At 67.4% G+C, this 14,144-nt stretch carries 16 protein-coding genes; 12 read left to right on the forward strand and 4 right to left on the reverse strand.

Annotated elements, in window-relative coordinates:
- Positions 1 to 2 precede the first annotated feature (2 nt).
- From dgoD to manD, 4 genes are read left to right on the forward strand one after another with little or no spacing between them, the layout of a single operon-like run.
- The gene (gene dgoD / locus QFZ61_RS05795; protein WP_307034173.1) at positions 3 to 1,151 is read left to right on the forward strand and encodes a galactonate dehydratase; all 1,149 of its coding nucleotides are present in this window, start codon (positions 3 to 5) and stop codon (positions 1,149 to 1,151) included.
- 5 nt (positions 1,152 to 1,156) lie between these two features.
- Positions 1,157 to 1,831, forward strand: a complete 675-nt coding sequence (locus QFZ61_RS05800) for a bifunctional 4-hydroxy-2-oxoglutarate aldolase/2-dehydro-3-deoxy-phosphogluconate aldolase (RefSeq protein ID WP_307034175.1) — start codon at positions 1,157 to 1,159, stop codon at positions 1,829 to 1,831.
- Entirely contained in the window at positions 1,828 to 2,802 is a 975-nt protein-coding gene (locus tag QFZ61_RS05805) for a sugar kinase (RefSeq protein ID WP_307034177.1), read from the forward strand. Before QFZ61_RS05800 ends, QFZ61_RS05805 begins: the two co-directional genes overlap by 4 nt.
- 56 nt (positions 2,803 to 2,858) lie before the next feature.
- Positions 2,859 to 4,088, forward strand: coding sequence for a D-mannonate dehydratase ManD (gene manD, locus QFZ61_RS05810; protein ID WP_307034179.1), 1,230 nt, complete (start codon positions 2,859 to 2,861; stop codon positions 4,086 to 4,088).
- Positions 4,089 to 4,209: 121 nt separating this feature from the next.
- On the opposite strand, the gene QFZ61_RS05815 is transcribed toward manD, so the two are convergent.
- The gene (locus tag QFZ61_RS05815) at positions 4,210 to 4,419 is read right to left on the reverse strand and encodes a hypothetical protein (RefSeq protein WP_307034181.1); all 210 of its coding nucleotides are present in this window, start codon (positions 4,417 to 4,419) and stop codon (positions 4,210 to 4,212) included.
- 236 nt (positions 4,420 to 4,655) lie between these two features.
- On the opposite strand from QFZ61_RS05815, the gene QFZ61_RS05820 reads away from it, so the two are divergent.
- Entirely contained in the window at positions 4,656 to 5,438 is a 783-nt protein-coding gene (locus tag QFZ61_RS05820) for a phosphatase PAP2 family protein (protein WP_307034183.1), read from the forward strand.
- A gap of 32 nt (positions 5,439 to 5,470) precedes the next feature.
- Here the strand turns inward: QFZ61_RS05820 and QFZ61_RS05825 are convergent, their stop codons facing one another.
- Positions 5,471 to 5,758, reverse strand: a complete 288-nt coding sequence (locus QFZ61_RS05825; RefSeq protein ID WP_307034185.1) for a MerR family transcriptional regulator — start codon at positions 5,756 to 5,758, stop codon at positions 5,471 to 5,473.
- Between the two features lie 176 nt (positions 5,759 to 5,934).
- On the opposite strand from QFZ61_RS05825, the gene QFZ61_RS05830 reads away from it, so the two are divergent.
- The 4 genes from QFZ61_RS05830 to QFZ61_RS05845 all read left to right on the forward strand — a co-directional run bounded on the left by QFZ61_RS05830 (position 5,935) and on the right by QFZ61_RS05845 (position 9,055).
- Complete coding sequence (locus QFZ61_RS05830) at positions 5,935 to 6,360, forward strand: Hsp20/alpha crystallin family protein (protein WP_307038019.1); 426 nt, start codon at positions 5,935 to 5,937, stop codon at positions 6,358 to 6,360.
- A gap of 167 nt (positions 6,361 to 6,527) precedes the next feature.
- The gene (locus QFZ61_RS05835) at positions 6,528 to 6,908 is read left to right on the forward strand and encodes a DnaJ domain-containing protein (RefSeq protein ID WP_307034186.1); all 381 of its coding nucleotides are present in this window, start codon (positions 6,528 to 6,530) and stop codon (positions 6,906 to 6,908) included.
- 75 nt (positions 6,909 to 6,983) lie between these two features.
- Positions 6,984 to 7,373 carry a hypothetical protein gene (locus QFZ61_RS05840; RefSeq protein ID WP_307034188.1) on the forward strand — a complete coding sequence of 130 codons (390 nt, stop codon included), beginning with the start codon at positions 6,984 to 6,986 and terminating at the stop codon, positions 7,371 to 7,373.
- 131 nt (positions 7,374 to 7,504) lie between these two features.
- On the forward strand, positions 7,505 to 9,055 hold the full coding sequence (locus QFZ61_RS05845) for a GH1 family beta-glucosidase (RefSeq protein ID WP_307034190.1): 1,551 nt from the start codon (positions 7,505 to 7,507) through the stop codon (positions 9,053 to 9,055).
- Here QFZ61_RS05845 and QFZ61_RS05850 read toward each other — a convergent pair.
- Both QFZ61_RS05850 and QFZ61_RS05855 read right to left on the reverse strand, forming a co-directional pair.
- Positions 9,052 to 10,134 carry an App1 family protein gene (locus QFZ61_RS05850; RefSeq protein WP_373427132.1) on the reverse strand — a complete coding sequence of 361 codons (1,083 nt, stop codon included), beginning with the start codon at positions 10,132 to 10,134 and terminating at the stop codon, positions 9,052 to 9,054. The two genes, QFZ61_RS05845 and QFZ61_RS05850, sit on opposite strands and share 4 nt — an antisense overlap.
- A gap of 57 nt (positions 10,135 to 10,191) precedes the next feature.
- Positions 10,192 to 10,971 (reverse strand): DUF72 domain-containing protein, encoded by a 780-nt coding sequence (locus QFZ61_RS05855; RefSeq protein ID WP_307034195.1) that lies wholly within the window; start codon positions 10,969 to 10,971, stop codon positions 10,192 to 10,194.
- 112 nt (positions 10,972 to 11,083) lie between these two features.
- Here QFZ61_RS05855 and QFZ61_RS05860 point away from each other — a divergent pair, with 112 nt between their 5' ends.
- The 3 genes from QFZ61_RS05860 to QFZ61_RS05870 all read left to right on the forward strand — a co-directional run bounded on the left by QFZ61_RS05860 (position 11,084) and on the right by QFZ61_RS05870 (position 13,995).
- Positions 11,084 to 12,877: a glycoside hydrolase family 15 protein gene (locus tag QFZ61_RS05860; protein WP_307034197.1), complete on the forward strand. Its 1,794-nt coding sequence runs from the start codon at positions 11,084 to 11,086 to the stop codon at positions 12,875 to 12,877.
- Positions 12,878 to 12,998: 121 nt separating this feature from the next.
- Positions 12,999 to 13,301 carry a DUF1508 domain-containing protein gene (locus QFZ61_RS05865; RefSeq protein ID WP_307034199.1) on the forward strand — a complete coding sequence of 101 codons (303 nt, stop codon included), beginning with the start codon at positions 12,999 to 13,001 and terminating at the stop codon, positions 13,299 to 13,301.
- Positions 13,294 to 13,995, forward strand: a complete 702-nt coding sequence (locus tag QFZ61_RS05870; protein ID WP_307038020.1) for an HAD family hydrolase — start codon at positions 13,294 to 13,296, stop codon at positions 13,993 to 13,995. The genes QFZ61_RS05865 and QFZ61_RS05870 overlap by 8 nt, the downstream gene beginning before the upstream one ends.
- The last annotated feature ends 149 nt before the right edge of the window (positions 13,996 to 14,144 follow it).

Raw genomic sequence — 14,144 nt, forward strand, 5'->3', positions numbered from 1 at the left:
AGATGACACGCATCAGCAGGATTGAAACCTTCCTCGTCGCCCCGCGCTGGCTGTTCGTCCGGATCGAGACCGACAGCGGGATCGTCGGCTGGGGCGAGGCCAGCTGCGAGGGCCGCAGCGAAACGGTCCGCACCGCCGTCGGCCAGCTTTCCGAACTGCTGGTCGGCCAGGACGCGCTGCGGATCGAGGACCACTGGCAGGTCATGACCAAGGGCTCCTTCTACCGCGGCGGCCCCATCCTGGCCAGCGCCGTCTCCGGCCTGGACCAGGCGCTGTGGGACATCGCCGGCAAACACTTCAACACCCCGGTGCACCAGCTCCTGGGCGGCCACGTGCGGGACCGGATCCGGATGTACGGCTGGGTGGGCGGCGATGAGCCGAACGAAGTGGCGGACCAGATCAGCGCGCAGCTGGCGGTCGGGCTCACCGCGGTAAAGATGAACGCCAGCGGCCGGATGAGCCCGGTCGCCACGGTGGCGGAGCTCGACGGCGTCGTGCGCCGCGTCGCCGCCGCCCGCGAAGTCCTGGGCGACCATCGCGACGTCGCGGTCGACTTCCATGGGCGCTTCAGCCTGGCCAACGCCCGCCGCGTCGCTCCGCTGCTGGAACCGTACCGGCCGTTTTTCCTCGAAGAACCCGTCGTCCCGGAGAACACGCACCTGCTGCGCGAGTTCACTTCCTCCACCACGACGCCGGTTTCCACCGGTGAGCGGCTGTACAGCCGGCAGGAGTTCCTGCCTGCGCTGCAGGCCGGCATCGCGGTGGCCCAGCCGGACCTTTCCCACGCCGGCGGCATTACCGAGGTCCGCAAGATCGCCTCGCTGGCCGAAATCTATGAGGTCCAGCTGGCCCCGCACTGCCCGCTCGGTCCGCTGGCGCTGGCCGCCTGCCTGCAGGTCGGCTTCGCCACCCCCAACTTCCTGATCCAGGAACAGAGCATCGGCATCCACTACAACCAGGGCGCCGAGGTGCTGGACTACGTGGTGGACAAATCGCCGCTAAAATTCGTCGACGGCCACATCGAACGGCTCACCGGGCCCGGCCTCGGCATCGAAATCGACGAGGCCGTGGTCCGGGCCGCAGACAAGCGCGGCCACGCCTGGCGCGGCCCCATCTGGCGCCACCCCGACGGCGCCTTCGCAGAATGGTGAAGAACATGACAGACCCACTGACCCCCGATCTCCTGCTGGCAGGGATCCGCGACGCCCGGCTGGTAGCCATCGTCCGCGGCACCGACGGCGGCGCCGCGGCCAAGGCCGCCCTCACCGCGATGGAAGAAGGCTTCCGTTACGTTGAAATCGCCCTCACCACCCCGGGCGCACTGGAAGCCATCCGCGCGGTCCGCGCGGCGGCTCCCGCTGGCTCCTTCGTCGGCGCGGGCACTGTCCTGACCGGGGCGGACGTCGAGGAGGTGGCCGACGCCGGCGGGCAGTTCATCGTGACGCCGTCGCTGGCAAGCTCGATCCAGGAGGCGGCCCGACTCGGCATCCCCGTCCTCGCCGGGGCGATGACTCCCAGCGAGGCGTACGAGGCGATGAACCGCGGCGCCACCGCAGTGAAACTCTTCCCCGCCTCCAGCGGCGGTCCCGGCTACCTGAAAGCACTGCGCGACCCCTTCCCGGGCATCCCGTTCATAGCCGTGGGCGGCGTCGGCGTCGATGAGGCAACCGGCTACTGGGAAGCGGGCGCGGTCGCCGTCGGCGTCGGCGGGCCCCTGTTCGGCGACGCCGCTTCCGGCGGCGACCTTGCCCCGGTCCGCGAACGGGCCCGCGCGTTCGTTGCCCTGGCCGCAGACTTCGGCCGCTGGGCCGCCGCCGGTCCGCCGCGGTGACCGTCGACCTGCTCACCCTCGGCGAATCAATGGTGTCACTGCGGTCGGGCGGCCCCTTGTCCGCCGGCGGCAGCCTCAGCATGCACGTCGCCGGAGCGGAGTCGAACGTTGCCGTCGGCGTAGCCCGGCTCGGCCACAGCGTCGCATGGGCCGGGGTGGTGGGCGCGGACCCGCACGGTGAGTTCATCCTGCGGCAGCTGCGGAGCGAGGGCATCGCAGTACAGCACCGGGTGGAGCCGGTGCGGTCCACCGGGGTGATGTTCCTGGAGCGGCGCACGGCGGACATCAGCCGCGCCTACTACTACCGGGCCGGGTCCGCCGGCTCCACTCTCAGCCGGGAGGACGTTGACCAGGCCTTCAGCGCCGGCGCCCGCGTCCTGCATCTGACCGGGATCACCGCTGCCCTCAGCGCTGACGCCCGGCGTGCCGTGGAGTACGCCGCCGCGCGCGGCAGCGCCGAAGGGCTGGTGGTATCCCTCGACGTCAACTACCGGAGCAAGCTCTGGTCCCGCGACGAGGCCCGGGCCGTACTGACCCCGCTCGCCCGCCATGCCACCGTCCTGATCGCCTCCGACGACGAACTCGGACTCGTCGCCGACGGCGGTGCCGCCGTCGGGAGAGCGAACCCGGAGGCAACCGAACTGGCAATGGCAGCCGAACTGCTGGACGCAGGCGTCCGGGAGGTCGTCGTCAAGCGCGGCGCCGCTGGCGCCGGCGTGCACACCGCGGCCGGCCGCTCGGAGGCTCCGGCTGTCCGGGTCACCAGTATCGACACTGTCGGTGCGGGGGATGCCTTCACTGCCGGCTACCTTTCGGCCCTGCTCGACGGCGGCGACGTAGAGGCCCGGCTGCGGCGCGGGACCCTCGCCGGCGCCTTTGCCGTCAGCACCGCCGGCGACTCCGAAGGCCTCCCCAGTGCTACGGAACTGGCGCTCTTGGATGCGGCCCTGGACGGAAGCACGCACCGCTAACTTCCCCGAACCATCCCATCCCCCGCTCACGCTCCGCTTGAAAGGCCCCCTAAAACGTGAAAATCATTGCTGCAGAAGTCTTTGTCACCAGCCCCTCCCGGAACTTCGTGACACTGCGGATCACCACCGATGATGGTGTCACCGGTATCGGTGACGCGACCCTCAACGGCCGCGAACTGGCCGTCGCCGCTTATCTGAAGGAGCACGTTGCTCAGCTGCTGATCGGCAAGGACCCGCACCGGATCGAGGACACCTGGCAGTTCCTCTACCGGTCCTCGTACTGGCGCCGGGGTCCGGTGACGATGGCCGCGATCGCCGCCGTGGACATGGCGTTGTGGGACATTAAGGGCAAGGTGGCAGGGCTGCCGGTGTACCAGCTGCTGGGCGGGGCATCCCGGAACGGGCTGCGCGCGTACGGTCACGCCTCGGGCGCAGACCTGGAGTCGTTGTTCGATTCGGTCCGCGAGCACCTGGAGCTCGGTTACAAGTCGATCCGGATCCAGACTGCAGTGCCTGGGATCAAAGCCGTCTACGGCGTCGCCGCGCAGGCCCAGGCCTCGGGGGAGCGCTACGACTACGAACCGGCCGGGCGGGGAGCTTTCCCGCTGGAGGAGGACTGGGACACCCGGGCCTACCTGCGGCACCTGCCCACCGTCTTCGAAGCAGTCCGGAACGAGTTCGGCCCGGAGTTGCCGTTGCTGCACGACGGGCACCACCGGATGACACCGATCCAGGCCGCGAAACTCGGCAAGGCGCTCGAACCCTACGACCTGTTCTGGCTGGAGGACTGCACTCCGGCGGAGAACCAGGAGGCGCTGCGCCTGGTCCGGTCCCACACCACGACTCCGCTGGCGATCGGCGAAATCTTCAACACCGTCTACGACTTCCAAAGCATCATCAAGGAACAGCTGATCGACTACGTCCGGGCCGCGTCCACGCACTTCGGCGGCATCTCGCCGCTCAAGAAGGTGATGGACTACGCCGCTCAGTACCAGATCAAATCCGGCTTCCACGGCCCCACGGACATCTCTCCGGTCGGGTTCGCCGCGCAGCTCCACGTGGGCCTGGCGATCCACAACTACGGGATCCAGGAGTACATGCAGCACTCGGCCGCCACGAACGAGGTCTTTGAGCAGTCCATGACGTTCGTGGACGGCTACCTGCACCCGGGCGAAACCCCCGGCATCGGCGTCGAGTTCAACGAGGAAGCGGCCGCGGCGTACCCGTACCAGCAGGCCTACCTGCCCTACAACCGCCTGGTCGACGGAACGGTTCACGACTGGTGAGCTGCCCCGGCCGGTGAGCGGCAACTGAACCAAGAAGGTCCCGGGCGGCGAGTCCATGCTCAGCCGCCCGGGACCTGGCTTGTTAAGGGCTGCCAGGGGCGGGCCCCGGCGGCACGCCGGCCTAGTGGACCAGTTCCCGGGTCATCCCGAAGGGAACCTGGTCCGAGAGAGCGGCAGTGTAGTGTCCGGGCTTGTGCCGGGTCAGCAGGATGCCATGGGTGCCGGTGAGCATGGCGAGCCGCTGGAGGCCCAGGACAGCGTCGTTGAGCCGTTCGTCCAGCAGCCTGCGGCTGTCGACTTGGATCTCGATGCACTCGCTCGCTGTGGTCATTGCACTGTCTTTCCTAGGAGGGAGCCGCGGTGGTGCCGGACGGCTGAAGTGAGACTAGCCTCGGACTTAAATGCAAGTCAATTCGCCACGCGGACGGGACCGGGGGCAGCGAGTGGGGCGTCCCGGGCCGGCCGAAAGCCGTCGCAGAGCGGAAACGGGATAATCTTCACCGGAACCAACATTTATCGGTACAGATCGACACCGACAACAAAATCAGGCAGAGGCGGATGCGGGCAATGGCGCAAGACCAACCAGGAAAGTTGTCCGGCCGGTGGCGGGTCTTCCACGACAAGTTCGTGGTGGAGGAGCGCTACATGGGTCCCGGCGCCCGGCGGAACCTCTACCGGACCGCCGTGATGCTGATGGCCGTCGGCGCCGTGCTGTTCACCTTCATTCTGATCAGTGTCCTGCAGCGCGGCGGCATCAGTGTGGTCGACGAACCGGTCCGTTCCGGACTGATGACACTGCGGGCGGAGCCTGCCACGACGATCATGATCATCCTCGCCGTCGTCTTCGGGCCCATCGGGCTGCCCATCATCATCCTGGTGATCACCGTGGCGTGGGGGCTGCTGGCCAAGCACGCCTGGCGCCCGATGGTGCTGGCCGGCGCCATGCTGACCGGGGTCATCCTGGCCCAGATCATTGGCCGGACGGTCGGCCGGCAGCGCCCGCCCACGAACCTCATGCTCTTCGGGGCTGACTCCACCTTTTCGTTCCCCTCAGGACATGTGCTGGGCGCCTGCGACTTCCTTCTGGTCACGGCCTTCCTGGTCTTCTCGCGTCGCAAAAACCCGAAAGCCGCCGTCGCCGGCTTTGCCCTGGCCGGCCTCGGGATCTTTTTCGCCGCGGTCAGCCGGCTGTACCTCGGCTACCACTGGACCACCGACGCCCTCGCCTCGCTCTCCATCTCGTTCGTGATCCTCGGGGCCGTGATGATGCTGGACATCTGGCGGACGGCCCGGGTTCCCGGCGAGCAGATCACTGGCAAGCTCTCCAAACAGGAGAGCTCTTCCGCCTAACATCGGCCTCTGCAGGCGCTGGCTGCCGAAGGTTACTGGTGCCTGCGGCCTTCGAGCTCGGCCCGGAGCCCGGCATTGACGGCCTCCAGCTCCAGAACCTTCGCCACCCCCGCCAGATTGAGACCCTCTTCCAGGAGTTCGCTGATCCGCCGCAGCACCGCGAGGTCCGCATTGCTGTACTGCCGCGTCCCCCCGGCGGTGCGGTCCGGTGTCAGCAGACCCTTCCGCTCGTACAGCCGGATATTCTGCTGGCCGGTCCCGACCAACTGGGCCACCACGGAAATGGCATAAACGCCCAGCTCCTGGCCGTGATCCGTCACGAGTACTCCTTCTCTGCCCCTACTGGTTGCGGTGCCGGCGTGCCATCTGGCCGGTATGACTTCCTCTTGCAACAGTGTGGCACTAGTGCTATAAAAAATCTATATCCACCACCACAGATCAGTGCTACTGGATATCCGGAAGAACTTAGGATTCTCATACGAAGGAGTGAGAAATGATGTTGATGCGTACGGACCCGTTCCGCGAACTGGACCGGCTGACCCAGCAAGTCTTAGGCACCACGGCGCGGCCGGCCGCCATGCCGATGGACGCTTGGCAGGAGGACGGCGAGTTCGTCGTCGCGTTCGATCTTCCGGGCGTCAACGTGGACTCGGTCGACCTCGACATTGAGCGGAACGTTCTGACAGTCAGGGCCGAACGTCGGGACCCGGCCCAGCCCAACGTCGAATTGATCGCCTCGGAGCGGCCGCGCGGCGTTTTCAGCCGCCAGCTCATCCTGGGCGACACGCTGGACACCGAGAAGGTCAAGGCGAGCTACGCCGACGGCGTGCTGACTCTGCGCATTCCGGTCCTGGAGAAGGCCAAGCCGCGGAAGATTGAAATCACGCACAAACAGGAATCGATGCACGAGATCGGGAGGTAGCTACGGCGGGGCGGACTTTGCCCTGCTGCGGATGAGATGGGGGTCCCGTGCCTGCCGGCGGCGGGATCCCCGCAACTCCGTCAAGCCGAGCCGTCCAGCCCGGGCATCCCGCCCGAGCCGTCCAGCCGAGCCGTCCAGCCGAGCCGTTCAGACTAGGGGGTGAAGTGATGAACCGTGACCCGCGCGGTTTGTACGCGGCCCTGCATGTCGCGCCGGGTGCAACGGCTGCCGAGATCCGGCAATCGTTCCGCGCGCTCATGCGCCTTCGCCACCCCGACCTCGAAGCCTCATCCGGTACCGGGCCTGCGGACGCCGGCGAGGTGCGCCGCATTCTCGAGTCCTTCGCGGTCCTGCGGAACGCGGCGTCCAGGGCCGAGTACGATCCTGCGGCAGCCGGTGCACCAACCCCGGGGTCAGCCGCAGCACCCCCGCCGGCAGAAGCGAGCGGAAGCCCGGCCGCGCACACGGAGATTCCGGTGCGGTTCCACCCGGTCCGGCAGCCAGTACTCCGGGTCACCCCGGTGCGGTGGGAGCGGGGCCCGGAGTGACGGGCGCGGGTGACCGGTACCCCGGCAGCCAGTCCGCCACGTTCAGCCAGCAGCACGAGAAAGAGGAGGGCGGCCATGAGCGCATGGCGGCGTTACGATTCACACTTGATCCCGGCGTTCCACGAACGTTTCGAGGAACGCTGGGGCGAGGGCACTGCGCCGTTTCTGGACCCGGAAGCGCATGAACTTCCCCTGCCTCGCGCCCAGTGGATCAACGTGGACACCGGCGCTGCCCTGGCGGTCGTCCCCATCTGGGCGGACAAAGACAGCCAGCACCGCTCCTTTGGCGTGTTCTATCTGCCTCCGTCCGGGGACATCTGGGTGCTCCGTCCGGGCTTCACCGGCTATCTGGAACCTGCGGCGGACGACGCGGATCAGCTGCTGAGCCTCAGGAACGATGCCTTCAAGAAAGCCGTGGCCCATGCGAAGGACTTCCTGTTCGGACCGGAGGGCGCCGCGTACTGAGCTGCCGGTCCGATGCAGTGGCCGCCCCGTGGCGGCCCCTGTCGCGGGTACGCGTCGCGGCGGTTAGGCGCGGGCCTCATCCGGGCCTAAAATCAGTCAATCACCAGCGCAACTGCATAGGGGAACCGTCAATGAAAGCTTCTGCCCACGATCTGGCTGCCATACTGCCGCCCGGGTTCACGATGGGCGTCGCGACCGCCGCATTCCAGATCGAGGGAGCGCTGGATGAGGACGGCCGGGGTCCGTCCGGATGGGACGTCTTTGCGGCGATGCCCGGGTCGATCGTTAATGACCACAGCCCCGCGATGGCCTGCGACCATTACCACCGGATGCCCGAGGACGTTGCCCTGATGAAGGAACTGGGCATTGATTCGTACCGGTTCTCGCTGTCGTGGCCCCGGATCCAGCCCGGCGGCAGTGGCCCGGTGAACCCCAAGGGGCTTGATTTCTACGACCGGTTGATTGACCTGCTGCTGGCCAACGGGATTTCACCGATGGCCACGCTGTACCACTGGGATACTCCGCTGGAGCTGGACGAAGCCGGCGGCTGGATGAACCGCGACACCGCCTACCGGCTGGGGGAGTTTGCCGCCATCGCCGCCGCGGCCTACGGAGACCGGGTGGTGCGCTGGGTGACCATCAACGAACCGGCCACCGTGAGCGCCAACGGGTATATGCTCGGCGTCCACGCCCCGGGAGAAGCGCACATGCTGAAGGCACTCCCGAGTGTCCACCACCAACTGCTTGGCCACGGGCTGGCGATGCAGGCGCTGCGGGCGGCGAACGTCCCCGGCGAGGTCGGCCTGACCAACGTCTATTCGCCCATGGTCGCTGCCTCCATTAATCCGCTGGACAAGGTCAGCGCCGGTCTCATGGACATGGCCCAGAACCGTCTGTACGCGGACCCGGTGCTGCTTGGCAAGTATCCGGACGCGATCCGGGCCGCCACGTTCTTCTCCTCCTTCAGCCCGTCGAAGGAGGACATGGAACTGATCTCGCAGCCCCTGGACTTCTACGGCCTGAACTACTACATGCCCACCCGCGTAGCCGCAGGTCCCGGCGACGGGGCCGTGCCACAGGGAATGGCCGAGGCCATGGGCAACGACTTGAACGGCGGCGGGTCCGGCACCCCGTTCCACGTCCAGAGCTTTCCCGACACCGAGATCACCGCCTACGGCTGGCCCATCAAGCCTGACTACATGGCCGTGGCGCTCGCGGAAATGGCCGAACGCTACCCGCAGTTGCCGCCCGTCTACATCACCGAGGGCGGCGCCAGCTTCGAGGACCTGGAAATCCACGACGGCGAGGGCCGGCTCATCGTGCCGGATGAGCGCCGGGTGCGCTACCTCGCCGAGCACATCGAGGCAGCCATCGAGGCGACCGCACCAGGTGGGGCGGCGGAATCGATCGAGCTGCGCGGCTACTACGTCTGGTCCCTGCTGGACAACTTTGAATGGTCCGCAGGCTACAAGCAGCAGTTCGGCCTGCTGCATGTGGACCGGGACACCATGGAACGCACGCCGAAGGCCTCGTTCCACTGGCTCCGGGAGCTCATGGCGGCGCGGAACCGTAAGGCCGACGCGCTGGAGGCGGAGCCAAGGGCAGACAAAGCGGCAGAGGCCGAAGCCGCCGGAAACTCCGCCGCCGGAGCCGAGCCGGCCGGAAGCCCCGCCGCCGGCTAGAGGATCTCCAGCTCCTGCAGGCGCTTGGCCATGCCGGCGCCGTCGGGGGAGTAGACCCAGGGGACGGTTGAGCTGCTGTGGTCGCCGCTCTCGGAATGACCGCCGGCCAGCACAGCCTCGCCGGTGGACAGCTGGCGGATGCCGATCGCCGCAACCCGGTCGGCGTGCTGTCGGGCGAAGTGCGAGTAGATGGCCTCGTCGTGCTGGCCGTTGTCACCGAACAGCAGCCAGCGCATGTTGGGAAACTCCTTCGCCAGCAGCTCAAGGTTCCGGCGCTTGTGGTCCTGGCCGCTGCGGAACCAACGGTCGTGAGTGAGGCCCCAGTCGGTCAGCAGCAGGGTGCCGGACGGATACATGTTGCGGGTGATGAAGCGGGCCAGCGTCGGGGCAGCGTTCCAGGGCCCGGTGGACAGGTAGATCACAGGTGCTTCCGGGTGTTCCACCAAGAGCCGGTCCATCAGGACGGCCATGCCCGGGGTTGCCATCCGGGCGCGCTCGTTGAGCACGAAGGTGTTCCAGAGCGCCAGGAAGGGCCGGGGGAGGGCCGTGACCATGATGGTGTCGTCAATGTCGGAGACGATGCCCAGCGCGGTGTCCGGGGAAATGACGTAGATCCGGGCGTGCGCCGCCTCGGTGCCTTCAGCCCGCAGCACGGCAGTGTGCCAGCCGGGCGTCAGGTTGACCGGGACCACGGTGTCCACAATGCCGCCGCGGTCTGCGTGCACTCGGGCGGTCACACCGCCGATCTCGATCTCCACCTCGACGAACTGGATGGGCACGGACGTGAAGGCACGCCAGCCACGGACGTTCTGGTTGCCGTTCTGCGCCGCCTCTTCGGCGCGGCTGCCGGCAGCCGGCTTGCTGGTGAGCACCACGCGGCCCAGCACGCGGACCCAGTCGGTGGAACCGTAGCCCTGATAGGCGATGGTCTGCGGGGTAAAGTTCCAACGGCGGGCTGCCTTAAGACGCAGGTGGTTGACCGAGTCCGAGACCAGGTGGGCAAGCCGGAAAGCCTGACTGCCCGACACCTTCTGCCCGTGCGTTGGCTCCTGTACTGGTTCCTGTGACGCCATTTCCATACCCCCTACTCTCCCACAGCGGCTGCCCGGTCCATCCAGGTTGCCGTCCTCCGTCGCCTAGGTCCCGCCCAGCAGCTCCAGCAGCGTGGCCGCGTTGCGCACCGCGTTGCCGTCGCCGTCGTTGTTGAAATACGCGTAGACATCCTTGCCCGCCGCCTGCCATTCGCTGATCCGCTCGGCCCACCAGCCCAGGTCCTGGTCGGAGTAAGAACCGGCATAAAGGTGGTCCCGGTCCGGTCCGTGCAGCCGGACATAGACAAACGGAGCGGTGGCCCGCAGGATGCACGGCAGCTGCGCTCCGCTCATGACGCAGTAAGCGGCGCCGTGCCGCTCCAGCAGCTCATAGACCGCCGGGTCATCCCAGCTGGAATGGCGGAACTCCACGCTCACCCGGATCCAGTCCGGGAGCGCGGCGAGGAAGTAGTCCAGCCGGGCATCGTCGCGGGCCAGGTCCGGCGGCAGCTGCGCCAGCAGCACCGCACGCTTGTCGCCCAGTTCGTGCCAGCACCGGGTGATGCGTTCGATCCAGACCTCCGGGTTGTACAGCTTGCGGGCGTGGGTCAGACCCCGTGGGGCTTTGACGGACATGGTGAAGCCGTGCGGCAGGCGGCGTTGCCAGCCGGCGAAAGTGGTGTCCCGGGGCCAGCGGTAGAAGCTCGCGTTCAACTCCACCGTGCTGAAACGCGCCGTGTAGTGTGCCAGCCGGTCCCGGACGGCCAGCTTCGGAGGGTAGAGCACGTTCTCCCAGTGGTCATAGCTCCAGCCGCTGGTTCCGATCCAGGCAGTTCCACGGCGCGGTGCTGCGGTTTCTGGTGCCCATGTCTGAGATTCCGGCATGCTGGGATCCTAGCCCGGACCGGCTGGCTGCGCCCGCCCCGCGCCATGCTGCGCGCCGTGCTCCTCGCCGGGAAGCTCGCCGGGAAGCCGGTCGTGTGGCACTGTAAGAATCATGGCTCGGATCGAAGATTATGCAATGGTAGGCGATCTGCATACCGCCGCCTTGATCAGCACTGAAGGCTCCATCGACTGGCTATGCCTGCCCCGTTTCGACTCACCAGCCTGTTTCAGCGCCTTACTGGACAGCCCCAAGGCCGGGCGCTGGCTGCTGGCTCCCGCGGCCGGCGGGGAATGCACCCGGCGGCGGTATCGCAAGAACAGCCTCATCCTGGAAACCGAATGGGAAACCCCGGACGGCAAGGTTCGGGTCATTGACTTCATGTCTCCCCGAGACGGGGCTGCGGACATCGTGCGGATTGTGGTGGGTATCCGTGGCACGGTGCGGATGCGGGGCGAATTGGCCTTGCGCTTCGACTACGGGAACATCGTCCCCTGGGTCCGCCACGACGAATACGGTCTCCACGCCGTCGCAGGCCCGGATGCCGCCTACCTCGTCACCGATGCACCGCTTCGGGGCGAGCATATGCAGACGGCCAGCGACTTCACCGTCAAGGCAGGGCAGCGCGTTCCGTTCGTGCTGACCTGGTCGCCCAGCCACCTCGGACGGCCGCGCCGGGTGGATCCGGAGGCAGTCCTCGAGGCGACGGAGTCGTTCTGGCTGAAGTGGTCGGACAAATGCCGGATCACCGGCCCCTACCGCGACGCCGTCATGCGGTCGTTGATCACCCTCAAGGCCCTGACCTACGCCCCGACAGGAGGCCTTGTCGCCGCGGTGACCACCTCGCTCCCGGAGGAAATCGGCGGGGAACGCAACTGGGATTACCGCTTCTGCTGGCTCCGGGACGCGACCCTGACCCTGCAGGCGCTGCTCGCCGCCGGCTACTCCGACGAAGCAGCCGCGTGGCGGGATTGGTTGCTGCGCGCTGTGGCCGGCGATCCGGCGGATCTTCAGATCATGTACGGTCTGCACGGCGAGCGACGGCTCCCCGAACTGGCGCTGGACTGGCTGGCAGGCTACGAGGGGTCCACACCCGTGCGGACCGGCAATGCCGCCGCCGGGCAGCTGCAGCTTGACGTCTGGGGCGAGGTGCTGGACGGCCTGGCCCTGACCCGGAACTCACTGCTGCACCAACCGGACGAGTCCTGGGACGTCCAGGTGGCGCTGATGGAGCATCTTGAGACCGCCTGGGACCAGCCGGACAACGGCCTCTGGGAGATGCGCGGACCGCGCCGCCACTTCACCTATTCCAAGGTGATGTGCTGGGTGGCGGCGGACCGCATGGTCAAGGGGGTCCGGGACTTCGACCTAGCGGGACCAGCGGACCGGTGGGAAGCCCTGCGGGACAAGATCCACGCTGACGTGATGGCTAACGGCTTTGACGCCGAACGCAACACCTTCGTGCAGTCCTATGGCCGGCCTGAACTTGACGCGAGCCTGCTGCTCATTCCGCGGGTGGGTTTCCTGGCCCCCGATGACCCGCGGGTGATCGGCACTATCGATGCGATACAACGGGAGCTCACCCACGACGGCTTCCTGCTGCGCTACCGGGTTGACCAAAGCGACGACGGCCTCCCCGGCGAAGAAGGCGTCTTCCTGGCCTGCTCCTTCTGGCTTGTCGAGGCCCTTTTGGGTGCAGGCCGCCGCCCCGAAGCCACGAAGCTCTTCGAGCGGCTGCTGTCGCTGCGCAACGACGTCGGACTCCTGAGCGAGGAGTGGGGCGTGAACGAGAACCGGCAACTGGGAAACACGCCGCAGGCGTTCAGCCATTTCGCTCTGGTGCGGAGCGCCCTGCAGCTGCAATCACACGATATGCAGCGCAGCGACAGGCCCCTGCACCGGCACTGAGTGGCGCGGACGGCTGCCGTCCGGTTAGCCCCCGCGGCGGCCGGCAGGACTTTCCTATAGCGCCTAGATAAGTATACTTACTAATATCCCCACGAGGGGTGCAGGATTGAAGGAGTATGCGATGGCGGGATATTTCGAGGTCGTGGATGCGCCCGACGGCGGGTACCGCATCCGGATGGTGGATGCCGCAGGGGACTTGATGGCTGTTTCCGTCACCTTCCCAACGAAGCGCGCGGCCGTGGCGGGGATTGCCCAGGCCCGCGAGATCGCCGGCACAGGCCTGATTCGCGACCGCAGTGGCGACGGCCAACAAGCGATTCTGGCCTCGATGGCCAAACGCCGGACCGGCGGCGGCGCCGGCCGCGGTTCCTCCCTTTCCGGCGGCACCCTGGCGGGAGTGAAGCGTACCCGTGCCCATAACTAACTCCTCAACCCCCCAGCACACGGCAGCGGTCCTCTTCGACGTTGACGGAACGCTGATCGACTCCTCCTACATCCACACCCTCGCGTGGTGGCGCGCCTTCCGCCAGGCCGGGTACGACGTGCCGATGGCCAGCATCCACCGCTCGGTGGGCATGGGCGGGGACAAAATCCTCGACAGCCTGCTGCCGAAGGACCGGGATACCGACGAGGACGCGGACATCATGACGTCGCACGCTGCCGTGTTCTCCACCTACTGGCCTTCACTCCGCCGGCTCGATGGTGCCCGTGAATTGCTGGCGCAATGCCATGACAGCGGCCTGGCCGTCGCCCTCGCGTCGTCCGCCCGCGGCGTCGATCTGGAGGTGCTGCGCGCCACGATCGACGCGGACGCCTTCATTCACGCGGCGACGAGCTCGGCAGATGCCGAAGAAAGCAAGCCCGCGCCGGACATTCTCGTGGCCGCGCTCAAGGCTGTTGACGTTTCTGCCGAGAACGCCGTCTATGTGGGCGACGCCGTCTGGGATATCTACGCGGCCGGTGCCCTGAACATCCCTGCGATCGGCCTGACCTGCGGCGGTACCAGCGAAGCCGAACTCAGGGAGGCCGGCGCGGTAGAGGTTTATGAGAACCCGCGCGAGCTGCTTGATAACCTCGCCGGCAGCGCCATCGGCAAGCTGGCCGCCCGCGCCCGCTGAACCCTGGCTGACGCCGGACGCCCGATCGGTACCCGTTTACCCCGGGCCGATGCCCGGCAATCCTGGCCGGCGCCGGTGACCCGCGCCCGTCAACCTGGACCCGATGCGGCGCCGTAGCCGCACTCCGGTGTCCCTCCCAAATTTTCCCT

Origin of the sequence: Arthrobacter sp. B3I4 (genome assembly GCF_030816855.1) — a bacterium.
Taxonomy (GTDB): domain Bacteria; phylum Actinomycetota; class Actinomycetes; order Actinomycetales; family Micrococcaceae; genus Arthrobacter.

Bases quoted from the DNA above. Each gene is read 5' to 3' on its own strand.
- dgoD (WP_307034173.1), top strand. From the start codon at position 3: ATGACACGCATCAGCAGGATTGAAACCTTCCTCGTCGCCCCGCGCTGG.
- QFZ61_RS05800 (WP_307034175.1), top strand. From the start codon at position 1,157: ATGACAGACCCACTGACCCCCGATCTCCTGCTGGCAGGGATCCGCGAC.
- QFZ61_RS05815 (WP_307034181.1), bottom strand. From the start codon at position 4,419: ATGACCACAGCGAGCGAGTGCATCGAGATCCAAGTCGACAGCCGCAGG.
- QFZ61_RS05820 (WP_307034183.1), top strand. From the start codon at position 4,656: ATGGCGCAAGACCAACCAGGAAAGTTGTCCGGCCGGTGGCGGGTCTTC.
- QFZ61_RS05830 (WP_307038019.1), top strand. From the start codon at position 5,935: ATGTTGATGCGTACGGACCCGTTCCGCGAACTGGACCGGCTGACCCAG.
- QFZ61_RS05835 (WP_307034186.1), top strand. From the start codon at position 6,528: ATGAACCGTGACCCGCGCGGTTTGTACGCGGCCCTGCATGTCGCGCCG.
- QFZ61_RS05840 (WP_307034188.1), top strand. From the start codon at position 6,984: ATGAGCGCATGGCGGCGTTACGATTCACACTTGATCCCGGCGTTCCAC.
- QFZ61_RS05845 (WP_307034190.1), top strand. From the start codon at position 7,505: ATGAAAGCTTCTGCCCACGATCTGGCTGCCATACTGCCGCCCGGGTTC.
- QFZ61_RS05850 (WP_373427132.1), bottom strand. From the start codon at position 10,134: ATGGAAATGGCGTCACAGGAACCAGTACAGGAGCCAACGCACGGGCAG.
- QFZ61_RS05855 (WP_307034195.1), bottom strand. From the start codon at position 10,971: ATGCCGGAATCTCAGACATGGGCACCAGAAACCGCAGCACCGCGCCGT.
- QFZ61_RS05860 (WP_307034197.1), top strand. From the start codon at position 11,084: ATGGCTCGGATCGAAGATTATGCAATGGTAGGCGATCTGCATACCGCC.
- QFZ61_RS05865 (WP_307034199.1), top strand. From the start codon at position 12,999: ATGGCGGGATATTTCGAGGTCGTGGATGCGCCCGACGGCGGGTACCGC.